Annotated in this window: 13 protein-coding genes and 2 pseudogenes; 11 read left to right on the forward strand and 4 right to left on the reverse strand. The window is 61.5% G+C overall.

Going from position 1 to position 11,874, the window contains the following annotated elements; translation table 11 throughout:
* Positions 1–56 precede the first annotated feature (56 nt).
* On the forward strand, positions 57–572 hold the full coding sequence (locus AC3WWH_RS28090) for a BA14K family protein (protein WP_058323292.1): 516 nt from the start codon (positions 57–59) through the stop codon (positions 570–572).
* 126 nt (positions 573–698) lie between these two features.
* On the opposite strand, the gene AC3WWH_RS28095 is transcribed toward AC3WWH_RS28090, so the two are convergent.
* The 4 genes from AC3WWH_RS28095 to AC3WWH_RS28110 all read right to left on the reverse strand — a co-directional run bounded on the left by AC3WWH_RS28095 (position 699) and on the right by AC3WWH_RS28110 (position 2,762).
* The gene (locus AC3WWH_RS28095) at positions 699–1,001 is read right to left on the reverse strand and encodes a hypothetical protein (RefSeq protein ID WP_113398944.1); all 303 of its coding nucleotides are present in this window, start codon (positions 999–1,001) and stop codon (positions 699–701) included.
* Positions 1,002–1,326: 325 nt separating this feature from the next.
* Complete coding sequence (locus AC3WWH_RS28100) at positions 1,327–1,458, reverse strand: hypothetical protein (RefSeq protein ID WP_255571009.1); 132 nt, start codon at positions 1,456–1,458, stop codon at positions 1,327–1,329.
* Positions 1,459–1,792: 334 nt separating this feature from the next.
* The gene (locus AC3WWH_RS28105; RefSeq protein WP_176907390.1) at positions 1,793–1,960 is read right to left on the reverse strand and encodes a hypothetical protein; all 168 of its coding nucleotides are present in this window, start codon (positions 1,958–1,960) and stop codon (positions 1,793–1,795) included.
* Positions 1,961–2,393: 433 nt separating this feature from the next.
* Complete coding sequence (locus AC3WWH_RS28110) at positions 2,394–2,762, reverse strand: tetratricopeptide repeat protein (protein ID WP_058323293.1); 369 nt, start codon at positions 2,760–2,762, stop codon at positions 2,394–2,396.
* Between the two features lie 413 nt (positions 2,763–3,175).
* Here AC3WWH_RS28110 and AC3WWH_RS28115 point away from each other — a divergent pair, with 413 nt between their 5' ends.
* The 10 genes and pseudogenes from AC3WWH_RS28115 to AC3WWH_RS28160 all read left to right on the forward strand — a co-directional run.
* Complete coding sequence (locus tag AC3WWH_RS28115) at positions 3,176–3,565, forward strand: hypothetical protein (RefSeq protein ID WP_113133112.1); 390 nt, start codon at positions 3,176–3,178, stop codon at positions 3,563–3,565.
* Positions 3,450–4,889 carry a terminase large subunit domain-containing protein gene (locus AC3WWH_RS28120; RefSeq protein ID WP_058323294.1) on the forward strand — a complete coding sequence of 480 codons (1,440 nt, stop codon included), beginning with the start codon at positions 3,450–3,452 and terminating at the stop codon, positions 4,887–4,889. The genes AC3WWH_RS28115 and AC3WWH_RS28120 overlap by 116 nt, the downstream gene beginning before the upstream one ends.
* A gap of 60 nt (positions 4,890–4,949) precedes the next feature.
* On the forward strand, positions 4,950–5,366 hold the full coding sequence (locus tag AC3WWH_RS28125; protein ID WP_057254011.1) for a hypothetical protein: 417 nt from the start codon (positions 4,950–4,952) through the stop codon (positions 5,364–5,366).
* 240 nt (positions 5,367–5,606) lie between these two features.
* The gene (locus AC3WWH_RS28130; protein WP_058323295.1) at positions 5,607–7,664 is read left to right on the forward strand and encodes a portal protein; all 2,058 of its coding nucleotides are present in this window, start codon (positions 5,607–5,609) and stop codon (positions 7,662–7,664) included.
* A complete protein-coding gene (locus tag AC3WWH_RS28135; RefSeq protein WP_058323296.1) occupies positions 7,661–8,332 on the forward strand; it encodes a hypothetical protein in 672 nt (223 codons plus the stop codon). The genes AC3WWH_RS28130 and AC3WWH_RS28135 overlap by 4 nt, the downstream gene beginning before the upstream one ends.
* Before the next feature lie 103 nt (positions 8,333–8,435).
* Positions 8,436–8,861 (forward strand): hypothetical protein, encoded by a 426-nt coding sequence (locus AC3WWH_RS28140; protein ID WP_156433155.1) that lies wholly within the window; start codon positions 8,436–8,438, stop codon positions 8,859–8,861.
* A 108-nt stretch (positions 8,862–8,969) separates the two neighbouring features.
* The gene (locus AC3WWH_RS28145; RefSeq protein ID WP_058323298.1) at positions 8,970–9,374 is read left to right on the forward strand and encodes a hypothetical protein; all 405 of its coding nucleotides are present in this window, start codon (positions 8,970–8,972) and stop codon (positions 9,372–9,374) included.
* A gap of 58 nt (positions 9,375–9,432) precedes the next feature.
* Positions 9,433–10,238: pseudogene (locus AC3WWH_RS28150) on the forward strand (portal protein); the annotation flags it as partial.
* Between the two features lie 666 nt (positions 10,239–10,904).
* Positions 10,905–11,312 carry a DUF6258 family protein gene (locus tag AC3WWH_RS28155; protein ID WP_058323302.1) on the forward strand — a complete coding sequence of 136 codons (408 nt, stop codon included), beginning with the start codon at positions 10,905–10,907 and terminating at the stop codon, positions 11,310–11,312.
* A 29-nt stretch (positions 11,313–11,341) separates the two neighbouring features.
* Positions 11,342–11,680: pseudogene (locus AC3WWH_RS28160) on the forward strand (tail fiber domain-containing protein); the annotation flags it as partial.
* Positions 11,681–11,874: the final 194 nt, after the last annotated feature.

The raw sequence follows: 11,874 nt of genomic DNA on the forward strand, positions 1-11,874 counted from the left end.
TGGGTTCACGTCATTCCGCGAAACTGCCGCCTGTTTCCAAACGGACAGGTGATGAGATGAAGAAGATTGCCATCGTCATAATGGCGGCGGTTACGGCTCTTTCGGGCATCACGCCGGCGAATGCCGTGCCGGCGGTTGCCATCGAGCGGGTGCAGAAGAGCGACGTCGAGTTGGTGCAGCACCGGGAATGGAACGGCGGCCACTATCGCCGGCGTCCGCCGGGTTGGCATGGCGGCTATCGTCCGCGCCCCGGTTGGGACGGCGGGTATCGTCCGCGTCCGGGCTGGGATGGCGGCTACCGCTATGGACACTATAACGGCTACCGCGGCTATCGCTACGAGCGCTATGGCTATCGCCGCCATAATGACGGCTGGTGGTATCCGCTGGCGGCCTTTGGCACCGGCGTCATCATCGGCGGCGCCATTGCCGCGCCGCCGCGCCGGGCGGATGCCGGCGTGAACCCGCGGCACGTGGACTGGTGCTATGCCCGCTACCGCTCGTACCGCGCTTGGGACAATTCGTTCCAGCCCTATGGCGGCCCGCGCCAGCAGTGCTATTCGCCCTATTTCTGAGCGAAGCGCGTTCCAAAAAAAGGCCCGTCGGTTGTGGTGACCGGCGGGCTTTTCTGTTCATGCTTGCAAGTCAGCTAGCCGCATGTCGTTTATCGCAAAACCGCTGCCCACTTTTGCGCGACATGCCTATCGGCTGCTCTTCGGAAGCTCCTCGTCGAAGCGGGTCTTTTCGCGCGCCGGGTCGTCGTCGAGGATTTTCTCCTCGCCGTCTTCGGGCAGGGCGTCGTCCGGGTTCACATTGGCCTCATCGCGGCTCGGAACCGGCGGCACGCGGCCCTGGTCACCCGGCGGAATGTCATCGCCCTCAGGAACCAGATCGACCGGCAACGGCGGGATCCTGCCGATCGGCACGACGGTCGGTTCTGCGGGTTGCGACAGGTCTTCGGGTGTCTGCCTGAGATCACGTGATTTCGGGTTCGCCTTGCTCATCCTCGCATCTCCTCGGTTGGTCATGTCGAAGGAGTAAGGCGAGGAGGCGGGAAAGGTTCCCGGCTGCCGGGCAAGGGGAACGTCTGTGAGAGGAAGGGAGCCAAAGTGCTCGCTGTCGCCAGTCGACGCTGTCCGCGCTCAAGATGGTGCGGCCCGGCGAACGAGTGGCGCTGCGAAGCGGGCGCTTGCGCGCTTAGCACGTTTCATGGAAGAGCCAGCGGCTCTAAAGCGTCGCGATCTTTCAGATTCGCTCCTTGCGCTTTAAGTTCTTGATATTTCGCATGTCGTTGTCGCAAAACCGCTGCGCACTTTTGCGCGACAGGCTTTAGAACTTCAACCGGGCGTCGTCATGATCGGGAGGACGGTGTGCGTCCTTGCGGCGCATTCCGTAGGCAAGCGCAAGCCCCAGGATGGCGGAGCCGACGACGATGGCGGCGAGTGCGAAGAAATTCTCCATGGCATTTTCCTCCCAAGGGGAAGCTTAACACAGAATGCGCGCAAACAAATGGCGTGGCACCGAGATTGCGCGTCATGGTTACTCAACGCGTTTCGGCGCCGGAGGTTCAATCAGCAAGCGCCGAAGCGAGGCGAACGGTGCCGGCAGGCTCCGTGCATGGCGGTGCTGTCATACGCGGACTGGACAGGCAGCCTGCGGTCGGCGACGCTCGTCACAGGGCCGTTCAGTTTTGGGTTGTCGCAGCAAAACCGCTGCGCACATTTGCGCGACGTGCTTTATTGGTTTGTCGCATGTCGTTATCGCAAAACCGCTACGCACTTTTGCGCGACATGCTTTAGTAGCCGGAGCTTCCGCCGCCCTGGCTCATGCCTTGGCCGCCTTGCGTGCCCTGGTTTCCCTGGCTTGGGGCAGGGGCGGTGCTGCGGCTGGCCTGGTCGGTGGTGCAGCCGGCAAGCGCGACAAGCGCCGCGATAACAGCGGCAAGCAGATATCGTGGGGTCATGGGATCCTCCCGTCGTCGTGGGAACGGCCTTCGACCGCCTCGCCATCGAACCGGACATGGCGCGCTTGGTCATGGCCGGCGCTCCATTGCCGCGGGACCGCGGGGCAAAGGCAGTGTCGCGTGCCGGGCGTAACTATATCACCAAACGATGGGAGCGGGCGGGCGAGACGGCAGGTGGGCGTGAGGCGAGCGACGCAGGCGGCTCGCGAAAAAAGAACAAAACAGAAACAAATTTAGGCAAAGGGGCTTGCCAAACGGCCAGAAGCGGGCTAAGGATATTACAGGCTGGCCGTTTCGTCATTGAAGCGGCCTTTTTGATTCCGGGGTCAGCTAAGGCGAGCGGCCTACAGCGCCGCGCGTCTTATCAGCCGCGCAATGGCCGCCTGACCGTTGCGGATCGTTACGGTGCTTCGCCAAGGCCGGTTGGCGCTTGCTATGCTTCCTGTTTGGCGATCTTGCCGGAAACGGCGCGGGTGGGCTCAATTCGCGCGCGCGGTTGCCCAATGTTGCGAAGCCAGCGCGAGGCCTCTTTCGGATCGCGCTCGACGCCGAGCCCCCTTTGATAGATGGTGACGAGACGGGCCTGCGCGGCGGGATGACCCTGGCGGGCGGCCTGCCGGTTCCAGTGAAGCGAGGCGGCGTAGTGTTCCTCGCCGCCGTCGTTGAAATAGATTTCGGCCAGTTTTGCCTGGGCGTCGACGTTCCCCGAGGTGGCCAGTTCAAGCAACCTGGGCGAGATATTCGTTGCGGAGGGCCGCGGGGTGAAAATGGTCTTCAACTTACTGAACGCGTTGCGGATCATCTGACACCTGTTGCATCCATCGCACGGTTCCCGCAGCGGGCCTGCTAGGCTGATAAATTACTCAAAATCTTGAACTACTTTGGCTTTTCCCTGGCTAGCAGGGCGCTTGCGATGCATTCCGCCAAGAGGACCCGAAACGGGGCAACCCGGTGGGCCGCATTGATGACCGGATACAACCTGAAGTCAAGGTTGCAAGCGTGACATCCGGCGTGACACCCGCAATTTTCTGTGATCGGCTGTCACGCTCGGCGCGCGTTGCGCTGTCCGCGGTGACGGCGCTCGACGATTGGCAGGTGCGCCGAGCCATTCGAGCAAAGACGAGGTGACGGACCGAAGTCGAGGCCGAGTGCCTTTTCTGTCAAAGCCGCGGCTGCCAGCAGGGTCAGCGGCTCAGCCTGCCCGGAGTAATTTCCATGACAAGCAAACCAGCCAAGGACCCGAAAACCGGGCGTTTTTTGCCGCGCGCCGACCGGGCAGGTGCGGTCATCCGGCCGCGCGCCCGCAAGGCGGTACGCACCAAACTCGGCGAGCTTTTCCTCGAAGACATGCTTTCGGCCTGGGAAAGCCGCGGGGCAGCGGCGATCCACGCGCTGATCGAGAAGAACCCGCATGATTTCCTGAAGGCCGTCGCGGCGCTGATGCCGAAGGACGTGACCATCAATGCCAACCAGATCGGCGAGATGACGGATGAACAACTCCTTCAGCGGATCCGCAAGCTCGACCAAACCATCCGGCCTTTCCTTGCTGCTCAAGGAGCGGATGGAGCTGGCGATGGAGATCGGGCGCCGGCAGAACACGAATAGGCTGCTCTATTACCGGCCCTATGCGAAGCAGACGGCATTCCATGAAGCAGGGGCCACGTTCCGCGAGCGGCTGTTCATGGCCGGCAATCAGCTCGGCAAGACGCTGGCCGGTGCTGCGGAAGCGGCGATGCATCTGACAGGCGACTATCCCTCTTGGTGGGCGGGCCGACGGTTCGAGCGGCCGATCACGATGATCGGCGGCTCGGAATCGCACGAGCTGACACGCGATGGCGTGCAGCGGCTGCTCGTCGGCCCGCCGATGAGCGAGGAGGATTGGGGCACCGGCTATATCCCGAAATCGAATATTTCAGGCTGGACCCGGCGTTCCAGCGCTTCCGGCGCGCTCGACAGCGTGACGGTGCGCCATGCTTCGGGCGGCACCTCGACGCTGCTTCTCAAAGCCTATGAGCAGGGCCGGGCGAAATGGCAGGCAAACACGGTGGACTATGTCTGGTTCGACGAGGAGCCGCCGGAGGATGTCTATTTCGAGGGCATCACCCGCACCAATGCGACGGGCGGCTCGGTCGCCGTGACCTTTACGCCGCTGAAAGGCATGAGCTCGGTCGTCAGCCGCTACCTGCTGGAACCCTCCGAAGACCGGACCGTGGTGACGATGACGATCGACGATGCCGAGCATTACACGCCGCAGGAGCGCGCGAAGATCGTTGCGAGCTACCCGGCGCATGAGAAGGAAGCGCGCACCAAGGGTGTGCCGACACTCGGCTCCGGCCGGATTTTCCCGGTGACCGAGGAACAGATCCGCGTCGAGCCGTTCGAGATACCCAGGCATTGGGTGCAGATCGGCGGGCTCGACTTCGGCTGGGACCACCCCTTTGCCGCAGCGCTTTGCGCCTGGGACCGGGAGGCCGATGTCTTCTATGTGACCCGGGTCTACCGCGAGCGCGAGGCGACGCCGATCATCCATGCGGCGGCGCTCAAACCCTGGGGGCCCTGGCTGCCGTGGGCGTGGCCGCATGACGGGCTGCAGCACGACAAGGGCTCGGGCGAGCAGCTGGCGGCGCAATATCGCGGGCAGGGGCTGGCGATGCTTTCCGAGCGCGCAACCTTCGACGACGGCACCAACGGCGTCGAGGCGGGGATCTCCGACATGCTGCAGCGCATGCAGACCGGCCGCTTCAAGGTGTTTTCCACCGCTGGCGACTGGTTCGAGGAGTTCAGGCTCTACCACCGCAAGGATGGCCGGATCGTGAAAGAGCGTGACGACGTGATTTCGGCCTCTCGTTATGCGCTGATGATGAAACGCTTTGCCCGGGTGAAGGCGGACGGCGCCGCCTGGGCCTTTACCGATCGGAAGGTTCTCTGATGGCAGAGAACACCCTTGCCGGAAGCGAACTTTTAACGCGGGCTCGCTACCAGTGCGAGTATGTATTTTTTCTGGGGAAGCAAACGAAGGCTGATTTGGGCGCTGCTTGGCGTGCTGTTGGCGATTTCGATTTCAGCCGACCTACTGCACCAGAGCGGCATCGTAACGGCCAGGAGCGCCACGCTCTCGGTCTATGCCTGGACAATACTGTCTTTCACCTTTATTGCCGCGTTGATACTGTGGCGCGAGCCCGACTACGTTTCCAGGTTCTTCGACGTTATTCCGGTGGCAGAGATGAAGCGAGCCTACCTGGGGCTCGGAGGCTTAGTGACGTTCGCTGCCCTGTCGAGTGGCATGGCGCGGCAAGAGGGGTTCATGCCCATCGCTCAGTTCGTCGCGTCGGCCAGTGGCATATTCGTTCTCCCAGACTGGTTGGCCGCGGTCAGGTCTCATCGAAGGTCTCGCCGCAAGGGGTGATGCAATCGATCGACGGCTGCCCTCCGTTGCCGACCTGTCCAACATTCTGCAACAACAAGCGGTGAGCTGGCGACCTAAGGTTTCTCACCCCGGTGTTCGCCGTCACCAATCCCTCACGACAAACGATGTTCATGCGACATCTTTCCGCTGCCGATCAACCCCAGGGCGCGGCCGCACCCGTTCGGGCCGCGCGTGACAACGGCAGCATCTCAACCATATTCCTCCCTGAAAGGTTCTCTGATGGCAGCGATGACGAAACCGGAACTGACGGAGCTCGTGAGCCAGCTCGTCAGGGATTGCGAGGACTATCGCGACCAGCTTTCGGCCACGCGTGTGCGGGCAATGGAATACTACGACGGCGTGATGGCCGACGTGCCGGCGGAAGCGAACCGCTCGAAGGTGGTTTCGCGCGACGTGCGGGCGGCGGTGAAGAAGGTGCTGCCTTCGCTCATCCGCACCGTGCTTGGCAATGACAAGGTGGTGGAATACCAGCCGGTCAACCAGGGCGACGAGGCAGGCGCCGAGCAGGCGACCGACTACATCAACTACATCGTCTTTCCCGAAAGCGACGGCTATGACGCGGTGCAGGATGCAGCGCATGACGCGCTGAAGCTCGGCAACGGCGTGATCCGCTGGTGGTACGAGAAGAAGAAAAGCGTCGAGGTTTCGACCCATAGCGGGCTCGACGAGGCCGCCCTGGTGCAACTGATCGCCGACGACACGGTGGAGGTGCTGGAACAGGCGCAATCGGTCGAACGGATCGAGCTGCCCACCGGGCCGGTGGAGCAGCCGGTCTTCACCGTCAAGATCCGCCGTACGGCCGAGCGTGGGGCGACAAGGCTTGCCGCCGTGCCGCTCGAGGAATTCCTCGTTCATCCAGATGCGATCTCGATCGATGACAGCCCGATTGCCGGCATCAAGCGGCGGATGCGCCGCTCGGATCTGATCGCCATGGGCTACGACCGTGATCTCGTCGAAGGTTTTGCCATTGCCGGTAATGCCGATGGCGAGGACGAAGAATTTGCCCGCAGGCGCGGCATCTTCGGCGACGGCGAGGAGACCGCGACGGCGCTGCAGGAGGTCGACTATTACGAGCTCTATGTGAAGGTGGATGCGGACGACGACGGCATTGCCGAGCTTCGGCGCCTGGTCTTTGCCGGCGGCACCGGGGCCGACAACCTGCTCGAGGATGCGGAATGGGACGAGGTGCCCTTTGCCGATCTCATCACCGAGCGGCGGCCGCACCAGCGCGAGGGCAATGCGATCACCGACGACATGGCGGAGATCCAGCGGGTGAAGACCGTGCTTCTGCGCCAGACGCTCGACAATCTCTACTGGCAGAACAACCAGCAGCCGATCGTGCAGGAAGGGGTGATCCAAAACCCGGAATCGGTGCTGAACCCGAAGTTCGGCCAGCCGATCCGCGTCGGCCAGGGCGTCGATGTGCGCGGCGCCGTTGGCTACACGGCAGTGCCGTTCGTGGCGCGGGAATCCTTCTCCATGCTCGGCTATCTCGACCAGGAGGCGACCGACCGCACCGGGATATCGGATGCTTCGAGCGGCCTGGCGCCGGATGCGCTGCAGAACATGACGGCGAAGGCGACCGCGCTGGTCGAGCAGGCGGGCATCGGCCAGACGGAGCTGATGGTGCGCACGTTTGCGCAAGGGCTGAGACGCGTGTTCAAGGGGCTGCTCGGTCTCACCATCAAGCACCAGGACCGGCCGCGGGCGGTGCGTCTGCGCGGCAAATGGGTGAGCTTCGACCCGCGCCACTGGAACGCCGGCATGGATGCGACGGTGAATACCGGGCTCGGTGCGGGCACACGCGAGCGCGACATTCTGATGATCCAGATGATCCAGCAATTGCAGGAGAAACTCCTGACGACGCTCGGGGCCGACAATCCTTACGTCTCTCCCGACAACCTCTACAACGGCATCGCCAAGACCGTGGAGGCGGCCGGACTGAAATCGCCCGACCTCTACTTCACCAAGCCGACGCCGGAGGACATCCAGCGTCGGATGCAGGCGGCCCAGCCGCAGCAACAGCCTGACGCAGCCATGCAGCAACTGCAGATGCAGATGCAACTGGCGAACGAGAAGGCGCGCATGGACGGCGAAAACGCCAAGCGCAAGCTGGAGATGGAGCGCGAGCTGAAGCTTGCGGAGATCCAGCAGAACGGGGCGCTCAAACGCTACCAGATCGACGCTGAACTCAACCTGAAACGCGAGCAGAACCTGGCCGAAATGGCCGGCGGAACGACGCTCACCACAGCGCATATTGGGGGAATGCCCGGATGATCAGAATTAACAAGCGGGCTGCGCCGCCATTTAGGGGTGAGCCGGATGACGACCTGTATGAAACCGGTGCAAAGTCGACGACGGCGCTGGAACTGCGCGACTTCGGCGAGGAGGCCAACAGCCGATTGCCGAACTGGGGCAGGGAACGCGGGCGCGATGAGGGCGTGGAGGTTGCGGACACATATGTCATGTCCAACACGAATCCGTCGGGCTGGCCGATTCAAGCACTGCTTGGCAACAACATGCACAGTGGGCTTTTTATCATTCCTGACAATGGCGATGCTGAAGGGCGTTTCCTCTACGATCCGTCGGGTTCTTACATGAGTAAAGAAATGGGCAGTGGGCGGGCTCTATACGGACCGGAAGTGTCTCCTGAGGACTATTTGCAGTATCAGCTTCGTGATGGCCCCAATGTAACCGTGCGCAAATTTGCAACGACGCCCGAAGAGGAGGCGGAGATCATCCGGCGCGCGGACGAGAATGGCGGCGGGGGATGGGCAGATTGCACGACTCTGGTGAGCAAGGCAGTCAGCGGCGTTGGTCCTTTTCGTGGGGTGGACGAGACCGACTGGCCGGTTGTCCTGGATCGGCAGTTGCGCGGTCTGAACAGGCATGTCGACGAGGCCACCGACTTGGAAAGCTTGCGCCGCGTGCTGAAGAAACCGTAGGTCTTTGCTGTAAACTCAGGGTGGCGCAAAAAGGTCGCAATCTCTAGAGTAGAGTCGACTCGATGCCCAACGTTCACCTACACAGCAGCAGATCCGAGCGCCCATGCAATACACGCTATGGAATACCGTCCGTGTTCTCGTTTGCTATGCGGCTATGCTGCTTCTTGCGAAACTGCTCTATGGGCGCTTCTTCCAGTGGTACATGGCGCCCTATGCCACGACCTATTTTCTCGTGGCATTCGTACCGCTTCCGACCGTCTCGCTTCGCAACCGCGTCTTCCTGATCACCGCCTTCATGCTTTTGACGGTCGTTGCGCGCTCGCTCGACTGGGCGTTGGTGGATGGCACTTTTGACAGCGAGACGTTTATGCAGGGCTTGTTTCGGTTTTCCCTGCATAGCTGGATCAGCCCCAACTACCTGGTCTTCGTCCTCACCTATGTTTTTCTAGAGAAGCGCCTTTTGCGGCGGCTTTGTCCGGTCTCCACGTCGCAGATCCCTCAGGAAGAGGCGCAATTAAGGGTTGCGTAACAGCAATGCTGCGTTGTATTCGCGCGCAATTGCGTCGTAATCTAGCGTGACATTAAGCGGTCTGGCGGCGCTGCTGCTTGCCTGACGAGTGGATCTTGCGAGGCTTCCATGCACTATACGTTTCTCAATGCGGTTCGTGTGGTTCTCAGCTATATCGTCATGCTGGCATTTGCGGCTTGGGCCTACCAACGCTTCTTCACGTTCTCGGCGGCAGCTTCCGTTTCGCTCCTCTATATTTTTGCTTTCATTCCCCTTCCGGCGGTGCGCCTTTGGAAGCGCCTTGTGTACATCACGTTGGCGGCACTGCCGTTGATGATTATTCCGATTGGCTACTCCGTCCTTTTCCTCCGGTCCGACAACCTCAATGCCTTTTGGGAGACGGTGCAGATCACATTTCTGGCAGGTCTGCTCGGGCCGCAATGTCTTGTCTTTCTGATAGCTTACAGTTCGCTTGAACCGGTTGTCGGGAAATTGGATGCCCAAAGGAAACTGGTGCCGGCGCGCGAAGCTTAGCCTCTGGCTGGTCGTATTGGATTGGCATCTGTGCGATGGGCAGTAGCGGACCGCTCGGAAGGCGACCGCACGCGTCGAACAGGCGGGCATCGGCCAGACGGAGCTGATGGTGCGCACCTTTGCGCAAGGGCTGAAACGGGTGTTCAAGGGGCTGCTCGGCCTCACCATCAAGCACCAGGACCGGCCGCGGGCAGTCAGGCTTCGCGGCAAATGGGTGACCTTCGGACCCGCGCCACTGGAACGCCGGCATGGATGCGACCGTCAACACCGGGCTCGGTGCGGGCACACGCGAGCGCGACATGCTGATGATCCAGATGATCCAGCAATTGCAGGAAAAGCTGCTACTGCCTGTTTCCTTAAATCCTCGCGGATTTAAGGGCAAAAACATGCAGCACTTCAAAGCGTTACAGCGACCTTTGCGCGTCTTATAAGACGCGCGGCGCTGTAGCGACGCTCGGGTCGGACAACCCTTACGTCTCGCCCGACAACCTCTACAACGGCATCGCGAAGACGGTGGAGGCGGCGGGGCTGAAATCGCCCGACCTCTATTTCACCAAGCCGACGCCGGAGGACATCCAGCGTCGGATGCAGGCGGCGCAGCCCCAGCAACAGCCTGACGTGGGCATGCAGCAACTGCAGATGCAGATGCAGCTGGCGAACGAGAAGGCGCGCATGGACGGTGAAAACGCCAAGCGCAAGCTTGAGATGGAGCGCGAGCTGAAGCTTGCGGAGATCCAGCAGAACGGCGCGCTGAAGCGCTACCAGATCGATGCCGAACTCAACCTGAAACGCGAGCAGAACCTGGCCGAAATGGCCGGTGGAACGGCTCTGACTGCGGCGCATATTGGAGGGATGCCGGGATGAGGCGGATCAGCGATTTCGATGACTTTTACGAAGCCCCAATTGGTCTCGGTGGCGCACTGGAACTTAGCGATTTTGGCGAGGAGGCCAACAGTTGGTTGCCGAACCGGGGGCGGAGTGCCGGCAGCGAGCGCCGGGGCGGCCAAGAGTTTGCCCAGGCTCGGCCCCCGACGCGGCGCGGTCTCCCGGCGAGAAGTCCCGCGCAACAGGTGATCGCGGACCAAATTGTGCGGTATGAGCGAGAAATCCGTCGCCTCAATCCCAACGAGGCGTTTCTGAACCCTCCAGGGGGCTCTCATTCGCCACAGACACTGCAAGCTTTGCAGCAGCGGCTGGAAGAGCTTCAAAGAGAGCGGATCATCGATCCCCGCACCGGTTGGCCCATCCAGCGTTTCATTGGCGACAGCAGAGGCAACCTTATGTTCGAGCCGTTGGGGGGGAGCACGCTTCCCGGACGAAATCCAGTTGACACCCACACGCTTTATCCGAATGGATCAAACTATCAGAGGCTTAATCCGCAGGGACATGGCAGAAATACGACGCCCCACGGGCACGGCCATTTGCCAGGAACAGGACCAGACAGAACCGGACAAGGCTTGTCGCTCGATATTTGGGGTAATGTCGTTCCGTACAATAGCCCGGATGCGCATTGGCTAATAAGGTAAGATCATGAAACCCAACGAATTTCTTGACAGTATCTACGTCGGTGACCGCGCCTGTAAGGGGATCGTGATCGATAGCTGGAGGAAGGAAGTAAAGATCCACATCGACGCGATATCGCGCGTGCGTGGGGAGACTTGGGACTTCTACACCGCCGAGGATGTGGAGGATGGTTTCTTGGTGTTCGAGGGGGTCGATCAGCTAGCCTTCGATCCGCCGGGCAGAATTCCGGACGATGAGATGGGCGATATTGAGTTCGTCGGATACGAGGGCGAACGGTTCACGGTTAACATCGATATTGGCTCTGTCGAGCAGACAGACGGCAAGGTCAGATTTCATAATGTTAAGCTGACGATCCGGGCGAAGGCGGTGGCAATCGAGAAACCGGGCGAGGAAGGCGCGCGGATCAGGGACTAGACAAGGTTCGCACCGGCATTGAGGCACCGGATTATGCCGGGATCGTGCAGCAGGATTACCAGAACCGTGTCGCGGCGTACAATCAGAAGCGAGAAGGCATCAGCAATGTGCTCGGGAGCATTCTTGGGGCCTTGCCAAAACCTTCAGACCGGCGCCTGAAGAAGGACATCAAGAAAGTCGGCAAGCTGGATGGGCATTCGCTTTACGAATACCGCTACAAGGACGAGCCCGGGCACGGCCCGAAACATATCGGTGTGATGGCGCAGGAAGTGGAAAAGACCCGCCCCGATGCCGTCAGCCGCGATGCGGACGGTATGCGCCGTGTCGACTACGGCCGGCTTTTTTCCGCCGGACGGAAGAAGCGTTAGCGCGCACGGAACGCGATCAATGCGGAAACGGGCACCGAAGCCCCGAGCAACGGGGTGCCTGCGCTGGCGGCCCGGTGCCTCGCGTGTTGACCCTCACCGGACGGTGCAAGGGGGAACGACGCAGACGCCGCGGAGCGCAATCACCCTTCCTCTAAGGAGGGGGCACTGCCGGGCGCGCTTGACCAGCATTGCGC

The organism is Ensifer sp. EB106-03-01-XG145 (assembly GCF_058792075.1).

Coding starts and splice junctions, on each gene's coding strand:
- AC3WWH_RS28105 (WP_176907390.1), bottom strand. CDS start 1,960: ATGACCCCACGATATCTGCTTGCCGCTGTTATCGCGGCGCTTGTCGCG.
- AC3WWH_RS28100 (WP_255571009.1), bottom strand. CDS start 1,458: ATGGAGAATTTCTTCGCACTCGCCGCCATCGTCGTCGGCTCCGCCATC.
- AC3WWH_RS28140 (WP_156433155.1), top strand. CDS start 8,436: ATGCAATACACGCTATGGAATACCGTCCGTGTTCTCGTTTGCTATGCG.
- AC3WWH_RS28145 (WP_058323298.1), top strand. CDS start 8,970: ATGCACTATACGTTTCTCAATGCGGTTCGTGTGGTTCTCAGCTATATC.
- AC3WWH_RS28120 (WP_058323294.1), top strand. CDS start 3,450: ATGAACAACTCCTTCAGCGGATCCGCAAGCTCGACCAAACCATCCGGC.
- AC3WWH_RS28095 (WP_113398944.1), bottom strand. CDS start 1,001: ATGAGCAAGGCGAACCCGAAATCACGTGATCTCAGGCAGACACCCGAA.
- AC3WWH_RS28115 (WP_113133112.1), top strand. CDS start 3,176: ATGACAAGCAAACCAGCCAAGGACCCGAAAACCGGGCGTTTTTTGCCG.
- AC3WWH_RS28110 (WP_058323293.1), bottom strand. CDS start 2,762: ATGATCCGCAACGCGTTCAGTAAGTTGAAGACCATTTTCACCCCGCGG.
- AC3WWH_RS28130 (WP_058323295.1), top strand. CDS start 5,607: ATGGCAGCGATGACGAAACCGGAACTGACGGAGCTCGTGAGCCAGCTC.
- AC3WWH_RS28155 (WP_058323302.1), top strand. CDS start 10,905: ATGAAACCCAACGAATTTCTTGACAGTATCTACGTCGGTGACCGCGCC.
- AC3WWH_RS28090 (WP_058323292.1), top strand. CDS start 57: ATGAAGAAGATTGCCATCGTCATAATGGCGGCGGTTACGGCTCTTTCG.
- AC3WWH_RS28125 (WP_057254011.1), top strand. CDS start 4,950: ATGTATTTTTTCTGGGGAAGCAAACGAAGGCTGATTTGGGCGCTGCTT.
- AC3WWH_RS28135 (WP_058323296.1), top strand. CDS start 7,661: ATGATCAGAATTAACAAGCGGGCTGCGCCGCCATTTAGGGGTGAGCCG.